The organism is Zunongwangia endophytica (assembly GCF_030409505.1).
Classification (GTDB): domain Bacteria; phylum Bacteroidota; class Bacteroidia; order Flavobacteriales; family Flavobacteriaceae; genus Zunongwangia; species Zunongwangia endophytica.
This window is the reverse complement of sequence record NZ_JAUFPZ010000002.1, coordinates 2,094,634-2,110,804: the sequence shown is the minus strand read 5'-3', so window position 1 is coordinate 2,110,804 and position 16,171 is coordinate 2,094,634. Positions and strand designations below refer to the sequence as shown.

Sequence of the window (16,171 nt, the reverse complement as noted above, 5' to 3'; positions counted from 1 at the left end):
GATAAAAAATTAAAAAGCTAAGAGATATGGGACAGGATATAAGAAAAATGCTGAAGGAAGATAAGGAAAGACAGAAACATAAAATGCCAGATGGGCATCAGTCCAGATTTGAGGATCGTTTAAATACAGCTTTTCCTGAAAAGAAAAAATCAGGCAATAGTAGGTGGTATTTGCAAATCGCAGCAATATTGGTAGTGGCGTTAGCTGCAGGAGGATTTTTCTATTTCAGTGGAAATTTTAATGGAATAGACTCCAACGGAACTCAGGTTGTAGAAACTACAGATGAGAAGCCTACTGAAAAAGAAGCACAAGATTCAGCAATAACAAAACAATTTCAGTTAAGTGAGGTGTCGCCACAGTATAAAAAGATCGAAGATTATTATATGGCAAGCCTTAATATGGAACTCGCAAAACTGGAAATTAACGATAAAAATAAAGAGCTTATCGATTCTTTCATGAAGCAACTTACAGAGCTGGATAAGGAATACAAAAGATTAAATAACGAATTAAACGAGTTGGGGCCCAATGAACAAACCATCGAAGCTATGGTCGCTAACTTACAGCTTAGATTAGAATTGTTGTTCAAACTAAAACAAAAGCTAAAAGACATTAAAGAATCAAAAGATAATAGTTATGAAAATATACAAGCTTAATTATATAGTACTCTTCCTTTTTGGATGTAGTATAACAATGTCTGCACAAGATATGTTGCAGCGTGAGTATGATGTAAACGATAATGTAATCGTAGATGTAGATGCAAAAAACACTAATATCATCTTAGAAAGTTGGAACAAAAACAGCGTTTCTATAGAAGCTTTCATAAACGAAGGTGTTTCTAATAACGAAGCAAACACATTAATGGATAATTGGAAGTTGTCTACCAGTGGGTCTAAGAGTAAAGTGCAAATATTATCAAAATCAGATAACAATAATTGGAATATAACTGCTAATGATGCAGAACTGAACGATGCGCTAGCGCAATTACCAGAATTATTAGGACCGATAATGAATAATTTAGTAAACCCATTATTAGAAAGTATGGCGCAAAATCCGTTACCGCCAGATATGTTTGCGAATATGGGCGAGTTGAATTTCGATTACGAAGCTTATCGCAAAGACGGAGATGCTTATCTGGAACGATATGAAAAACAAGTTGATAAAAAATTCGGCAAAGATTTAGAAAAGAAGATGGAGAAGTGGGCCTCGAGTTTTGAGCAAAATGCAGAAATTAATGAGGAAGAGTTCGAAAAAAGCATGGAAAAGTGGGGCGAGTCCTTTGGATCCAGTATGGAAAAATGGGGCGAATCTTTTGGAAAGAAAATGGAAGCCTGGGGAGAAAACATTGAAAAACAAATGGAAGAAAAGTATGGTGACGAAGGCGGTCCTAGCAAGATTATAATGACTCGTAATAACAGCAATTCTAAAGCCCAAAAAACCATTAGAATCAAGGCTCCTAAAAACGCCAGGATTAAACTGAACGTTCGCTACGGGAAAGTGGAGTTGGATGAAGCTCAAAATTTAAGAGCGGAGCTTTCTCACGCCTCTTTCAAAGCAAATAGAGTTAGTGGTAAAGATACGCATGTAAAAGTTTCTTATACTCCGGTAAAAGTGGATAATTGGGATTACGGAGTGCTAAATGCGTCTTATTTACCAAGCTGTGATATTAATACCATAAAAAGTATCAAACTAATTTCTAATAGTAGTGATATAGCAATTAACAGATTAAATGAAACCGGAATTTTATCGGGTACTTTTGGAAGTTTAGAGATCAATAATTTGGGGAGTAATTTCAAGAATTTGGATATTAATTTGGAGAATAGCGACTTAAAATTAAAGTTACCACAATCTTCTTTCAGGTTTAGTTATAACGGAACACAAAGCGATGTGAGATATCCGGGGAGTTTAAAGGTAGATAAAACTTCATCTTACGATAATGAAATCCTTAAGGGGTATAATAAAAGTTCTAATTCAGATTCACAGATTAGTATTTCAGCAAGATTTAGTGATGTTTTGCTAAATTAGGACACAAAGGTTACTTTTGGCAAAAATGCAATCTATGAAGGCTAATTTTGCTGAATACATTTCCGGGTTAACTGCAGGTTTTACTCCAGTTGTAGGAGGCGATCTTAAACAGGAAGATTTTATTGCTATCGACTTGTCTGCAAATAATCCGGAACTTTTAAAATTAGAGCAGCTTTCTTCGGAAGCGTTTTCATTCTTCATAGAGCACAATCTAAAAGTTGCTGGTAAAAAGGCAGCTTTTGGCGGTTATAATGAGGTAAGAAAACTTTACCAGCGTAGCCGGCTTTTCAATAAAAACGTAGATGAATTTTTAAACCGAAATATCCATATTGGTCTTGATATTTGGACAGCTGAAGGTACCGATGTTCTCGCTGTTTTAGATGGGAAAATTCATAGTTTTAAGGATAATACCAATTTTGGTGATTACGGGCCTACGATTATTGTAGAACATAACTTTCAGGAAGAAACTTTCTACTCCTTGTATGGACATTTAAGTAGAAATTCTTTAAAAAATATTGAAGTAGGGCAGCAGGTACAAGCGCAATCTAAAATAGCCGAATTGGGTGCTGCGGAAGAAAACGGAGATTACGCACCACATTTACATTTTCAAATCATAAGAGATATACAGGGAAATAATGGCGATTATCCAGGAGTTGCCTCTAAAAAAGATTTAGATTTTTATCTTGAGAATTGTCCAGACCCTAATTTATTGCTGAAGATATAAGCTTATTATTTTATTACTCTTTTTTTCTAGTAATTAAGGCCACAATCGCTCCGGTCACTATTCCCATAGCAAGCGCATTAAAAATCTGCATAAATAGATACATTTTTGTGCTATGCATCGTTTCAGCGTTTTCTGCGGTCATGCCCTGTTGTTCAGAAAATTCGATCATGTTCTGTAAATAATCTGGACTAATTACTGTAATCGCAAAATACTGAATTAGCGGAGTAAGAATGGTAATTACGCCAGTAAGTATAACGCCGCTCATAAATCCCTGTTGCCATCCAAATTCTTCATTTGTAAAGTATTTATCACGCTTTTCTTTCAAAGCCGCGTAATAAATTAAAAAAGCTATCACAGCAAAAAATAATGAATACACACCTTGTACATCAATATTCTCATCATGCCAGCCCATTACTTTTTCAAAAGTAATCCAGATAAGTTGAGCGATCACAAAAGTGATCCCCCATTTTACTTCAACCTTAAATTTTTTCATTTTGGATACTAGTGTTTCAGAAACAAAAATAAGAAAGCCTTTGTTAAGTGCGGTTAGGTAGAGATAGAATTTTGACTTTAGATCGCTTCGCTAATAGAACATAGAACATAGAATAAAGAAAATAGACTAAAGTAGAGAATGGAGAGAAGAGACTTCAAGAAATAAGAATCTGAAATGAAGATCGTTTATTTTGAATTGAGTTATGAAATTTGAACTATAGAAATTTATCGCAGTAAACATTCAAATTGGTAATTTTTGGCTTCAATTTTAATGAATTGTCGCTGTAAACTGTCAACTCCCATATTTTGAATTCTACAAGTTGTCGTCTCGATATATCTGAGCTCTTACAAGTAGTTAAGTAACGTTGAAAGATCTCATTCCGGCTCTAAAAGGATTTCTCGACTTGTTTCTCGCTAGAAATGAGTTATTTTTTAATTGATTATCCGTAATAATTATTTGTTTTCGTCATTCCAGACTTGTTCCGGAATCTCATAGGGTATTAAAAAAGATAAACTTGTGGATGAGCCCCTGAATCAAGTTCAGGGTGACGACAGCTTATTATAATTCATTCCGGATATTCAATTTTTTAATTATATTCATCTTTAAAACAAAAAAAGCTGCCTCTAGGAGACAGCTTTTTAAATCTATATTAGGTAAATTATTCCGCTTTTTTAACGAAAACCCATTGTCCGCTTTCCAGTAATGGAATAGCTTGCTTATATTTTACCGTTTTATTTTCACCTCTAGTAACATGTTTAATTACTATTTTATCATTACGACCAATTTTTGGTTGTTCGCGAGTAATAGTTTCAGTTACCTGGGGGCGCTGTTTCTGTTGCGTTGCAGCACTTGCAGCTTGTCCTGCCGCACGAGTTTGAGCAGCACGCTCATCTAAATTCTGAATTTCCTCTTTAGAAACTTCAACTTTTTCCTGACGGCGTTTTCTTGCTTCGTGAATATTAGACATATTTCCTTCAGGAATTTCTCCTTTAAACAAGAATCCAATTACATCACGATTTACATCTTCCAGCATCGCTTTAAATAATTCAAATGCTTCGAATTTGTAAATCAATAATGGATCTTTTTGCTCGTGTACCGCTAACTGAACACTTTGTTTTAACTCATCCATCTTACGAAGATGCGTTTTCCAAGCATCATCGATAATTGCAAGTGTAATATTTTTCTCGAAATCTTTGATAAGCTGAGCTCCTTCAGATTCGTAAGCTTTTTCAAGATTAGTTACTACTTGAAGCGTTTTTTGGCCATCACTAAATGGAACCGAAATACGCTCAAAATTGTTGCTTTCATCTTCGTAAACTTGTTGGATTACAGGATAAGCACGAGCGGCGCTGTGTTTAGTTTTCTCCTGATAATGCTCGTAAGCTGCTTTGTAAACTTCAGCAGTTATTTTTTCCGTATTCATTTTTCCGAAGTCAGCTTCAGAAATTGGAGAACTCATAGAGAAATAACGAATCAATTCGAATTCGAAATTCTTGTAATCGTTCGCCATTTTATTCGTTTCAGAAATTAATTCAGAAATATCGAATATCATATTAGCAAGGTCTACTCGTAAACGCTCACCGTATAAAGCATGGTAACGACGTTTGTAAATAACCTCACGTTGCGCATTCATTACATCATCATATTCTAATAGACGTTTACGAATACCAAAGTTATTTTCTTCAACTTTTTTCTGTGCTCTTTCGATAGATTTAGAAATCATTCCATGCTGAATCACTTCGCCTTCTTCCAGACCCATACGGTCCATAAGCTTGGCAATTCTTTCAGATCCAAACAAACGCATCAAGTTATCTTCTAACGATGCGTAGAACTGTGAACTACCTGGATTTCCCTGACGACCAGCACGACCTCTTAACTGGCGATCGACACGACGAGAATCGTGACGTTCTGTACCAATAATCGCTAAACCACCAGCTTCTTTTACTTCTTTAGAAAGTTTAATATCGGTACCACGACCAGCCATGTTGGTAGCAATTGTTACAATACCACCGTTACCAGCTTCAGCAACAATATCTGCCTCTTTTTTATGCAATTTCGCATTCAGAACGTTGTGAGGAACGTTTCTAAGTTTAAGCATTCTACTTAAAAGCTCAGAAATTTCTACGGAAGTTGTACCAATAAGCACCGGTCTTCCAGCTCTGGAAAGCTCGGTTACATCATCGATTACCGCATTATATTTTTCTCGTTTCGTTTTGTAAACAAGATCATCTTTATCGTTTCTGGCAATTGGGCGGTTGGTAGGAATTTCAACAACATCTAATTCGTAAATCTCCCAAAATTCACCAGCTTCAGTAACCGCAGTACCCGTCATTCCTGAAAGTTTGCGGTACATTCTAAAGTAATTTTGAAGGGTTACGGTAGCAAAAGTTTGCGTAGCATCTTCAATTTTTACATTTTCTTTAGCTTCGATCGCCTGGTGTAAACCATCGCTATAACGACGCCCGTCCATAATACGACCGGTTTGCTCGTCTACGATTTTTACTTTATTATCCATTACCACATATTCGGTATCTTTTTCGAATAGAGTGTAGGCTTTTAAAAGCTGTCTTAGTGTATGGATACGTTCACTTTTCACGCTATAATCGCGGAAAAGCTCTTCTTTTTTCTCTGCTTCTTCTTCTTTAGAAAGACCTTCCTTTTCGATTTTGGCGATTTCCATACCAATTTCTGGTAAGACGAAAAAGTTAGGATCATTTTGTCCAGAAAGATGTTCGATACCTTTATCGGTAAGATCGATCTGGTTATTTTTTTCTTCGATAGTAAAGTACAATTCGGCATCAACCTTATGCATTTCGCGGTTGTTATCCTGCATGTAATGATTCTCAGTCTTCTGTAGTAATTGTTTATTACCTTCCTGACTTAAATACTTAATTAATGCTTTATTCTTCGGAAGCGCTCTATAAGCACGTAGAAGTTGCATTCCGCCTTCTTTTTGATCTCCTTCAGCAATTAGTTTTTTAGCAGCCTGTAGAAATTCGGTTGCTTTTTTACGCTGAATTTCAAAAATATTAGCAACAGCTGGTTTTAGCTGATCAAATTCGTGCACATCTCCTTTAGGAATAGGTCCTGAAATAATTAACGGAGTACGAGCATCATCGATTAAAACCGAATCCACCTCATCCACAATCGCATAATTATGAGGACGCTGCACCAAATCGTCTGGAGCGTGAGACATGTTATCTCTAAGATAATCGAAACCAAATTCGTTATTTGTTCCGTAAGTAATATCTGCGTTGTAAGCTTTTCTACGTGAAGCTGAATTAGGACGGTGATAGTCTACACAATCTACACTCAATCCATGAAATTCAAAAATAGGTGCCATCCAGGCACTATCACGTTTTGCCAGATAATCGTTAACAGTTACCAGGTGAACCCCATTACCGGTAAGTGCATTAAGATAAACAGGAAGTGTGGCAACAAGTGTTTTACCTTCCCCAGTTTGCATCTCGGCAATTTTACCCTGGTGCATCGCTACACCACCAATTAACTGCACATCGTAGTGAATCATATCCCAGGTTACCGGTTTACCGGCAGCATCCCAAGAGTTGTTCCATATCGCTTTATCGTCCTGAAGATTTACGTAATCTTTCTCTGCAGAAATCTCGCGATCATAAGCAGAAGCAGTAACTTCTAATTTTGGATTATGAGCAAAGCGTTTTGCTGTTTCTTTTACCGTGGCGAAAGCCTCTGGTAAAATCTCGTTTAAAACACCCTCTGAGATTTCGTAAGATTTATCTTTTAATCCGTCGATTTCAGCGTAAATATCTTCTTTACGCGTAATATCATCAGAAGTATCAGCTTCATTTTCAAGATTTTCAATCTGTTGATTTACATCTTTTAAAGCCTCTGCAATTTTTGATTTAAACTGAGTAGTTTTAGCGCGAAGCTCATCCAAACTTAATGCCTCAAAATCAGCTTCAAGCGCTTTAATTTTATTTACGATTGGTTGTATTTCTTTGACATCCTTTTTGGATTTGTCGCCAACAAATACTTTTAATACAGATTCTAAAAAACTCATAGTTTTCCTATTATTAGGGGTTCAAATATACGCAAAAAAAAAGCCTCATTAAATAATGAGACTTTTAACTTTATTGGTATAAATGTAATTTAATATTCATCTTCATTCCACAGATAATCTTCATCTGTTGGATAGTCGGGCCATATTTCTTCTATAGAATCATACGAGTCACCTTCATCTTCTATGGCCTGAAGGTTTTCTACAACCTCTAGTGGTGCTCCTGTTCTAATGGCATAATCAATTAACTCATCTTTGGTTGCCGGCCATGGTGCATCACTAAGATAAGATGCTAATTCTAAAGTCCAGTACATTAGTTAATCGGGTTTTTTAATTTCTGCAAAAATAATTTTTTTACTGAAATTCCCAAGAAAAAAGTCTAATTTTTATTCAATATTATTAAGAACATAAGCAAAAGAACTAAAAAGTAATGAAAACAGCGGTTGTTGAACCTCTCTTTTGCTGATTCCTTATGATTTTTCAGGAATCCATTTAATTTCTTCAGCTTGTAATTGTTTGGTCAATAGTCGTGCCAGCACAAACAGGTAGTCAGAGAGTCGGTTTAAGTATTTTAGCACTTCATCATCAAAAGGCTCTTCATTATATAGTGCTGTACTTAAGCGTTCTGCGCGGCGACAAACACACCTGGCTATGTGACAGAATGACACGCTTTGATGCCCTCCCGGTAGCACAAAATGGGTCATTTCGGGAAGTTCCTCGTTCATTCGATCCATTTCAGTTTCTAATAGATGAATGTGTTCTTCGGTAATTCTGGGAATATTTAAGCGAGATTTGCCATTTTTTAGCGTCGCTTTTTCAGGATCTGTAGCTAAAATCGACCCCACTGTAAACAATTTATGCTGGATATCTAATAAAACTTCAGCGGTTTTGGTATCTATTTTTTGATCTCGAATTAAGCCAATATGAGCATTAAGTTCGTCTACTGTTCCGTAGCTCTCGATGCGAATATGATGCTTCGGGACACGAGTGCCTCCAAATAATGCAGTCGTGCCTTTATCGCCAGTTTTAGTATAAATTTTCATTCAGTATTTTTTTCAGAAGAACAAATAGGAGCGCGAAGTTACAAAAGTAAATAGTGTAGCTTATTTAGTAGTTCTCTCTTTTTCTTCTTCTTTTTTGCGAGCCTGATATCTTCTACGGAAGTCGGTATTTTCGTTTCGTCTTTTTTTGCGCTGTTTGGCGCCCATAGAGAAGACAAGCAAACCAATGGCTATGATAACGAGATAAATATAAGATTCCTGATCTAAATGAAACACAAGCTTAAGATTCTAGGTTAAGACTGCAAAGTTAAGATTTTTATGGAAAGCAAATAATTGTTATTGATCAACTACAAGCTTTCTTTAGTTGAAATAAATGCTTCAAGAATAAAAATCTTAGCAGTTTTCAATTAAAGTAATTTGAGAATAGTTTGAAATAAAACATTTACAAACTAAGCATTCCAAATTTTAAATAAATATGAAATCCAGCTTCGAATTTATATATTCTGACTACTCACTACTTCTTTTCTAGTATCACTTTCAATAACACCATCACGAAGTCTAATAATTCTATGTGCGTGCTCTGCAATATCTTCTTCGTGAGTTACAAGGATTACGGTATTTCCGGCAGCATGTATTTCATCAAAAAGATTCATGATCTCTACCGAGGTTTTAGAATCCAGGTTTCCCGTCGGTTCATCGGCAAGAATGATAGAAGGTTTGTTAACCAAGGCTCTTCCCACAGCAACACGTTGGCGCTGCCCACCAGAAAGTTGATTAGGTTTATGATCCATACGATCACCAAGCCCAACATTGGTTAAAACTTCTTCAGCTCTTTTTTTACGATCGGCTTTAGATGCACCAGCATAAATCATAGGAAGTGCCACGTTATCTAATGCAGTAGTTCGCGGTAAAAGGTTAAATGTTTGAAAAACAAAGCCAATTTCTTTATTACGAACTTCAGCAAGATCGCTATCGGTCATTTGGCTTACATCTTTTCCGTTTAGGATATACGAACCGCCGGTTGGTGTATCTAAGCAGCCTAAAAGATTCATTAAGGTTGATTTTCCCGAACCAGAAGGTCCCATAAAAGCGACATATTCACCTCGATCGATATCCAAATCGATGCCTTTTAGCACTTTTACAATCTCCTGTCCCAAAGGAAAGTTACGAATGATGTTTCTAATTTCGATTACCTTACTGCTCATAGAAAACCAATTTATAGCAATATGACGCTAAGATTTATATTTTGTTACAATCTAATTTTAAAATGTTGCTTAGCCTGTTCGCTACGGAAGAAAACAAGTCCCAAATAAAACGTATCTACAGTTACCTGCACTGCGGGATGATCTTGAATTTCTTCCCAAGCTTCTTCCATTTCTTCGGAAAGATGAATGTCATCAAAAATAAAAACGGAATTATTATGCGCCGTTTTAAGCAGCGCTTCAAAATAGTGAAGGGTGGCTGTTTTTTGATGATTACCATCGAAATAGATGAAATCAAACTTAGAGGATTGGGAGAGATTTGATAAATAGTTGTCAAATTCACCAATTTTAGACTGAATATTTTTGAAGCCAAATTTGTCGAATTGCTGCTTGGCGATTTTCGCAGTTTGGGGACAGCCTTCTAAAGTTATTAAATTTGCATTTTCTACGGAAGCAATTGCTGCGGAAGCAATACCCAAACTTGTACCAAGTTCCAGACAATCTTTAAGCTGAAGATATTTCGTAATACGGAATAAAAATTTAACCTTTTTTGAAGTAATTCCAGCGACTTTAGCAATTTCAGTAACCTTTCTTTTATTGCTTTTAAAAACTCGACTACCAGCACCAAAATCGGTGACTTCAATTTCAGAAGTGTTTTTTAGAAGATCAACTTTGTATTCTTTGATTTGTTGGTATTCAGGATATTTATTTTTATCGTAAAAACAATTAGTCACCAAATCGTATACAAAAGGAGAATGCAATCCATGCTGATTTTGCGAAGCAAGTAGAAATTTTATATAAGCTTTTAATTGATGCAATTTTCTAGTTAGGACTTTATGGTTTGAATGATCAATAATCAATTTTTAATCTTGCTGTTGTAAAAAAGCAGCTCAAAAATATATAAATTCAATATTAACGCTTAGCTAAATTTTAAGTAATTTTCGTAATCAAACTATAAAATTCTCTTGTCTAAATTATAGAGGCAAAGTAATCCTCTTACTACTTCTTAATTCTAATTCGTAAATTATGTTCCTTTCTTTTTTCCATGTGCATTCCTCTCCCTACGGTCGTCGGATGCAATAAAAAGAAACAAAAAAGTCTAGGCTTACGAAAATTGCTCTAAATTGTATGTTTGGAAGCTAAATTTTAGGAACTCGCTTCGCTCAAACAGCCTAAAATTTTACGCTTCTTTCACTTCCAATTTTAAAAGCAATTTTCGATAGGCCGGTTTTCGAAGCTAGTAGTCTTTAGTTCTTAACGAAGAAATGATTCAAAATTTATCATTCAACATTCAACATTCAACATAAATTTTTAGCATATTTTCAAATCAGCACATCTTCAAATTATCTTCTGTCTCTTCTCTCTTCTCTCTTTTCCCTTCTCTCTTGCTTTCAGAAACAAGATCTTAAATCACGGAAGGGTTATATCAAAATTCTAGCTTTCCATTTTCTCCATAAGCTCAAACCATCTTTCTGTTTTCGATTCAATTTGCTTATTGATGTTTTCTAACTCCAAAGAGGTTTCATCCACTTCTTCGCCGCTCAGTTCCTGAAGAAATTTTTTCTGAACTTCTTCTTTCTTTTTTTCAAGTTTAGCGATTTCTTTCTCTAATTTTTGATATTCCTTTTGTTCGTTATAATTCAGACTAGATCCTGTACTATTCGTTTTCCAATCGGTTTTGGAGTCTTTAGAGGGGCTTTCTATTTTCTCTTCGGCAGGTTCAATACTTCCTTCGTAACTTCGGTAATCAGAATAATTACCAGGGAAATCTTCAATTTTATTATTTCCGGGGAAAACAAAAAGGTGATCTACGATCTTATCCATAAAATACCTATCGTGAGAAACGACCAATAGACATCCCGGATAATCTAAAAGAAAACTCTCCAGTACGTTAAGTGTAACAATATCTAAATCGTTAGTAGGCTCATCCAGAATTAAAAAGTTTGGGTTCTGAATTAAAACGGTACACAAATACAATCGCTTTTTCTCGCCACCGCTTAGTTTTTCAACAAAATCGTATTGCTTTTTACGGTCAAATAGAAAGCGCTCCAATAATTGCTGAGCAGAAATTTGTCTTCCTTTCTTAAGTGGAATAAAATCCCCAAATTCTCGAATTACATCAATAACTTTCTGCCCTGGCTTTACTTTGATGCCATTTTGGGTGTAATATCCAAATTTGATAGTTTCTCCAACAACAACTTTACCGCTGTCTGGCTGAAGTGAGCCTGTAAGAATATTTAAAAATGTCGATTTTCCAGTACCGTTTTTACCAATAATCCCAGCACGTTCTCCTTTCTGAAAATTGTAGTCGAAATTTTCGAAAAGCAATTTGTCTTCGAAACTTTTAGAAATATTGTGGAGTTCGACCATTTTGCTCCCAAGACGCTCCATGTTAATTTCCAGTTGCACTTGGTGATCTTTACGCCTTTTGGAAGCTCGATCTTTTATTTCATGAAAATCGTCGATTCTCGATTTTGATTTCGTAGTACGTGCCTTAGGCTGTTTGCGCATCCAATCCAATTCCTTTTTAAAAAGCTGTTTGGCTTTATCGGTATTGATATCTTCCATCGCCATTCTGGATTCTTTTTTGTCCAGGTAGTAAGAATAGTTTCCTTTATAGGTATAGAGATTTCCTTCGTCTAGTTCTACAATTTCGTTACATACACGTTCCAGAAAATACCTGTCGTGAGTAACCATAAAAATGGTGAAATTTTCTTTTCTGAAAAATTCTTCCAGCCACTCGATCATATCCAGATCTAAATGGTTGGTAGGCTCATCCATAATAATGAAATTAGGCTTTTGCAAAAGCATATTCGCTAACGCCAGTCGCTTTTTTTGTCCGCCCGAAAGATTTTTTACTTCTTTCTGAAGATCTTCTAATTTTAGCTGAAAAAGAATCTGTTTATACTGAGTCTCGAAATCCCAGGCTTGTGCCGCATCCATTTCTTCAAAAGCTTTTTGATAAGCTTCCGCATCTGAAGGATTTTCTAACGCAGTTTCATAACGTTTGATGATTTCAAGAATTTCGTTTTCCGCAGAAAAGATAGTTTGTTCTACCGTTAAATTAGGATCTAAGTCGGGTTCCTGAGGTAAAAACGCAGTCTTAATATTCTTACGATAGACTACATTACCTTCATCTGGAGCATCAAAGCCAGCCAGGATATTTAGAAGTGAGGTTTTTCCGGTTCCGTTTTTAGCAACAAAACCAACCTTTTGCCCTTCATTTATTCCAAAGGAGATATCGGTAAATAGAATTCGTTCGCCATAGGATTTGGCAATATTTTCAACAGAAAGATAATTCACAAGTGTTCAGTTTAACCGCAAATAAAGTTAAATTATCGATATTCATCTTAATTATTTCATTATTAATTGACAAGAATTATATTTGTTAAAAATTTGTGAAGCCCCTTATGTCTAGAATTTTATTATTCCTAGTGCTTGCGCTATCTTTATTGTCTACTTCCTGTATTTCTACAAAGAAGTTATCTTATCTTCAGGAAGATAAGGCGAGCATTGATAGTATTGTAGATGTACATCGTCTAAATAAACCTTACCGCGTACAAGTTGGCGATCTTCTGAGTATAAGAGTGAAAGCTTTAGATCAGGATATCGTAGGTATGTTTAACCCTGTGAATGAAGGGAATACTGATGCTACCGGAGAAGAAAGAATGTATTACGATGGTTTTGCTGTTGATGAACATGGTAATATTAGAGTACCAACCTTAGGAGAATTGAATGTGATGGGGTATACGGTCGAGGAAATAAGGGAGAAGATAGAAAATCAATTATTATCGGAATATTTTAGAGCAGAGGCGAACATTTTTGTAACTGTAAAGCTTGCGGGAATACGGTATACTACCATTGGAGAAATAGGCGCTGGGAGTAATGTTCTTTATAAAGAGCGAGTTACGATAATGGAAGCGATAGCCAATGCGGGAGGAATTAGCGATGTCGGAAACAGAGAAGATGTGAAGATCTTAAGGCAATATCCCCATGGCGAGGAAGTGCATCATATAGATTTAACGAATTTAGACGCTGTTAAGAGTGCGTACTACTATATTCAGCCTAATGATTTGATCATTGTAGATCCATTACCTCAAAAATCTTTAGGGGCTGGTACAACCGGAATCGAAAGTTTTAGAACCATAGGCACAGTTTTTTCGTTAATTTCAACAACAATCTTATTATTTACTAGGTTTTAAATGGCGAATGAAGAGGATCATATTTCAGATGTAGGATCAACCTTTGATTTTAAAGGTTTTGTGCTAAAAGTTATTAGTTACTGGAAACTTATATTGTTTTCAGTAACAGTAAGTTTAGCAGTTGCTTACTATAATAATGTTAGAAAATTGCCGGTATATCAATTAGCAAATTCAATTTCTATTAAGGACGATCAAAATCCTTTTTTTACCAGTAATACAAGCTTAACATTTAATTGGGGTGGTACATCAGACAAAGTAAATACGGCTATTACCATTTTAAGATCAAGAACTCACAATGAAGAAGTTGTAGAGCGTCTTGGGTTTTACGTGGATTACAAAAAAGATGGAGAATATCAACGAGTAGACGCCTATGGCGAGACTCCGTTCGAAGTAGTTGTGGATACGAATAAGTTCCAAGCTTTAAATATCAGCTATAAAATTGTACCTGTAAGTGAAGAAAATTTCAAAATTACGGCATCAGTTCCTGGTAGATTAACACTCCAATCTTATGGTTCTAAAGACAAAAAAGCCGGTGGGACCAAAGAAATAGAGTTTAGTAAAACATTCAAATTTGGAGAAAAAATTAAAACTCCTTTTTTGAATGCTACATTAATACGCTCAGAAAAAAGACTTCAGGAAGACAAGAGTTTTTATGTTAGCTTTTTGAATTTTGATTCTGCCGTTTCCAGATATAAAAATGTTTCTGTAAAGCCAGAATCTAATGGTGCATCAGTTTTAACGCTAACCCAATCTGGTAACAATAAAGCAAGAATAGTCGATTATCTAAATGGATCGGTTAATGTTCTTAGTGACAATATGTTAGCGAGAAAGAATCTTTTTGCTACGAAGACTATCGCATTTATAGATAGTAGTTTAAATGTGAAATCTCGCGAATTAAGGTTGGTAGAAAGCGAACTTAATTCTTATAAAAATGATAATGAGATCTTAGATATCTCCGCGGAAAGTCAGCAGCTTTCTAGTAAGCTTTTAGATCTCGATTCTAGAAAGGAAAATATAACCAGACAGTTGTCGTATTACCAAACGCTGAGAACCTATTTAGAAACTCGAAACGATTATTCTGATATTCCGGCGCCATCGGTAGCAGGAATTTCTGAAGGTAGTATAGCTAATGCTGTTTCTCGTTTAATAACCTTAGCTGAAGAACGAAGCAACTACCAGTACTCGTTAAAAGAAGGAGCTCCAATTTTCGCAGATATCGACAGGCAAATTAATAGTGTTAAATCTGTTTTGCTTGAAAATATTACAAGTTCCAAAGGATTGCTTCAAAGTGAATTGAGGGATATCAACGGACAAATATCCACTGCCGAATCAAAAATTAGAGAGCTGCCGAAGGAAGAGCAGGATTTATTAAAAATTCAGCGAAAGTATAATATTAGTGAAAAAACATACAATCTGTTTTTAGAAAAACGTAATGAAGCGGGACTTATAAAAGCAGCCAACGTTAGCGATGTGCTAATCATAGACAAAGCTAAGGACATTGGTGGAGGAAGGGTAGGACCTAATACGCAGCTCAATTACGTAATGGCAGTAATGGTTGGGGGAGTTATACCGTTGACCTTTGTGTTTTTATTGGTTTTTTTAAATACTAATATCCACAACGCTCAGGAAGTAGAGCGTTTATCTCCCATACCAATTTTAGGAATGATAGGTAAAAGCAAGATGAGTAGTAATCTTGCGGTTTTTGAAAGTCCAAAAGCTTCAATTTCTGAAGGCTTTAGAGGCTTGCGATCCAGTTTACAGTTTATGTACAAAAAACAGGGCGTTGAAGGAGCTAAAACGCTTTTGATCACTTCTTCTGTTTCAGGAGAAGGGAAAACCTTTTGCGCAATGAATATGGCCACCGTTTTCGCAATGAGCGAAAAGAAAACGGTACTTGTGGGGCTGGATTTGCGTAAGCCCAAAATTTTTGATGATTTTGGATTGAATAATGAATTAGGAGTTAGCAATTATTTAATTCAAGATGCAAGTTCTAAAGAAATTATTCAGGAAAGTAAAATACCTTTTCTGGATGTAATTACCGCAGGGCCGGTGCCACCAAACCCATCAGAATTACTGATGAATGATCAAATGGAAGCGCTGATAAAAGAACTTAGGCAAACTTACGATTATATTATTTTGGATACACCACCAATTGGTTTGGTCGCAGATGCATTAAATCTAGTAAAATTTACCGATGCCACTATTTATATGGTGCGACAGGATTATACCAAAAGGGGTATGTTAGAGTCGATTAATCAGAAATATGCCAAAGGAGAGATAAAAAATATAAGTTTTGTACTGAATCACTTCGTACATCGAGCGAAATATGGCTATGGCTATGGCTATGGTTACGGCTATGGTTACGGCTACGGCTATGGTTATAATCGTTATAATAACGGGTATGGTGAAGCGCCATCTACACGATCTCAATTCAAGAAATCATGGGAGAAGTTTAAGCGCAAGTTTGAATAAAATAAGTTATTAGTGACTG

General features: G+C 35.7%; 13 protein-coding genes. 5 read left to right on the top strand and 8 right to left on the bottom strand.

The genetic code is table 11. The features are described from left to right. The first annotated feature begins 26 nt into the window (after positions 1-26). The 3 genes from QWY91_RS09240 to QWY91_RS09230 are packed head-to-tail and all read left to right on the top strand — an operon-like array spanning position 27 to position 2,746. Entirely contained in the window at positions 27-653 is a 627-nt protein-coding gene (locus tag QWY91_RS09240; protein ID WP_290234101.1) for a hypothetical protein, read from the top strand. Next, a complete protein-coding gene (locus tag QWY91_RS09235; protein ID WP_290234100.1) occupies positions 634-2,022 on the top strand; it encodes a YggN family protein in 1,389 nt (462 codons plus the stop codon). The genes QWY91_RS09240 and QWY91_RS09235 overlap by 20 nt, the downstream gene beginning before the upstream one ends. Positions 2,023-2,047: 25 nt before the next feature. Continuing rightward, complete coding sequence (locus QWY91_RS09230) at positions 2,048-2,746, top strand: peptidoglycan DD-metalloendopeptidase family protein (RefSeq protein WP_290237081.1); 699 nt, start codon at positions 2,048-2,050, stop codon at positions 2,744-2,746. Between the two features lie 13 nt (positions 2,747-2,759). Here the strand turns inward: QWY91_RS09230 and QWY91_RS09225 are convergent, their stop codons facing one another. From QWY91_RS09225 to QWY91_RS09190, 8 genes are all read right to left on the bottom strand, one after another. After that, on the bottom strand, positions 2,760-3,239 hold the full coding sequence (locus QWY91_RS09225) for a DUF4199 domain-containing protein (protein WP_290234098.1): 480 nt from the start codon (positions 3,237-3,239) through the stop codon (positions 2,760-2,762). A gap of 658 nt (positions 3,240-3,897) precedes the next feature. Next, positions 3,898-7,278, bottom strand: coding sequence for a preprotein translocase subunit SecA (gene secA, locus QWY91_RS09220; protein WP_290234095.1), 3,381 nt, complete (start codon positions 7,276-7,278; stop codon positions 3,898-3,900). An 89-nt stretch (positions 7,279-7,367) separates the two neighbouring features. After that, positions 7,368-7,589, bottom strand: coding sequence for a DUF2795 domain-containing protein (locus QWY91_RS09215; protein ID WP_008272287.1), 222 nt, complete (start codon positions 7,587-7,589; stop codon positions 7,368-7,370). A 156-nt stretch (positions 7,590-7,745) separates the two neighbouring features. Then, entirely contained in the window at positions 7,746-8,318 is a 573-nt protein-coding gene (locus QWY91_RS09210; protein ID WP_290234093.1) for a cob(I)yrinic acid a,c-diamide adenosyltransferase, read from the bottom strand. Between the two features lie 60 nt (positions 8,319-8,378). Next, on the bottom strand, positions 8,379-8,552 hold the full coding sequence (locus QWY91_RS09205) for a hypothetical protein (protein ID WP_290234090.1): 174 nt from the start codon (positions 8,550-8,552) through the stop codon (positions 8,379-8,381). Between the two features lie 218 nt (positions 8,553-8,770). Then, the gene (locus QWY91_RS09200) at positions 8,771-9,481 is read right to left on the bottom strand and encodes an ABC transporter ATP-binding protein (protein WP_290234087.1); all 711 of its coding nucleotides are present in this window, start codon (positions 9,479-9,481) and stop codon (positions 8,771-8,773) included. A 44-nt stretch (positions 9,482-9,525) separates the two neighbouring features. Continuing rightward, on the bottom strand, positions 9,526-10,296 hold the full coding sequence (locus tag QWY91_RS09195) for an O-methyltransferase (RefSeq protein ID WP_290234084.1): 771 nt from the start codon (positions 10,294-10,296) through the stop codon (positions 9,526-9,528). Between the two features lie 616 nt (positions 10,297-10,912). After that, a complete protein-coding gene (locus QWY91_RS09190) occupies positions 10,913-12,781 on the bottom strand; it encodes an ABC-F family ATP-binding cassette domain-containing protein (protein WP_290234082.1) in 1,869 nt (622 codons plus the stop codon). A gap of 107 nt (positions 12,782-12,888) precedes the next feature. On the opposite strand from QWY91_RS09190, the gene QWY91_RS09185 reads away from it, so the two are divergent. Both QWY91_RS09185 and QWY91_RS09180 read left to right on the top strand, forming a co-directional pair. Next, positions 12,889-13,680, top strand: a complete 792-nt coding sequence (locus QWY91_RS09185; RefSeq protein ID WP_290234079.1) for a polysaccharide biosynthesis/export family protein — start codon at positions 12,889-12,891, stop codon at positions 13,678-13,680. Then, complete coding sequence (locus QWY91_RS09180; protein WP_290234076.1) at positions 13,681-16,152, top strand: polysaccharide biosynthesis tyrosine autokinase; 2,472 nt, start codon at positions 13,681-13,683, stop codon at positions 16,150-16,152. Positions 16,153-16,171: the final 19 nt, after the last annotated feature.

What these genes read in the sequence shown, in the direction of transcription:
- QWY91_RS09210 (WP_290234093.1), bottom strand. Translation starts at nt 8,318, where the DNA reads ATGAAAATTTATACTAAAACTGGCGATAAAGGCACGACTGCATTATTT.
- QWY91_RS09215 (WP_008272287.1), bottom strand. Translation starts at nt 7,589, where the DNA reads ATGTACTGGACTTTAGAATTAGCATCTTATCTTAGTGATGCACCATGG.
- QWY91_RS09180 (WP_290234076.1), top strand. Translation starts at nt 13,681, where the DNA reads ATGGCGAATGAAGAGGATCATATTTCAGATGTAGGATCAACCTTTGAT.
- QWY91_RS09225 (WP_290234098.1), bottom strand. Translation starts at nt 3,239, where the DNA reads ATGAAAAAATTTAAGGTTGAAGTAAAATGGGGGATCACTTTTGTGATC.
- QWY91_RS09240 (WP_290234101.1), top strand. Translation starts at nt 27, where the DNA reads ATGGGACAGGATATAAGAAAAATGCTGAAGGAAGATAAGGAAAGACAG.
- QWY91_RS09235 (WP_290234100.1), top strand. Translation starts at nt 634, where the DNA reads ATGAAAATATACAAGCTTAATTATATAGTACTCTTCCTTTTTGGATGT.
- QWY91_RS09230 (WP_290237081.1), top strand. Translation starts at nt 2,048, where the DNA reads ATGCAATCTATGAAGGCTAATTTTGCTGAATACATTTCCGGGTTAACT.
- QWY91_RS09200 (WP_290234087.1), bottom strand. Translation starts at nt 9,481, where the DNA reads ATGAGCAGTAAGGTAATCGAAATTAGAAACATCATTCGTAACTTTCCT.
- secA (WP_290234095.1), bottom strand. Translation starts at nt 7,278, where the DNA reads ATGAGTTTTTTAGAATCTGTATTAAAAGTATTTGTTGGCGACAAATCC.
- QWY91_RS09185 (WP_290234079.1), top strand. Translation starts at nt 12,889, where the DNA reads ATGTCTAGAATTTTATTATTCCTAGTGCTTGCGCTATCTTTATTGTCT.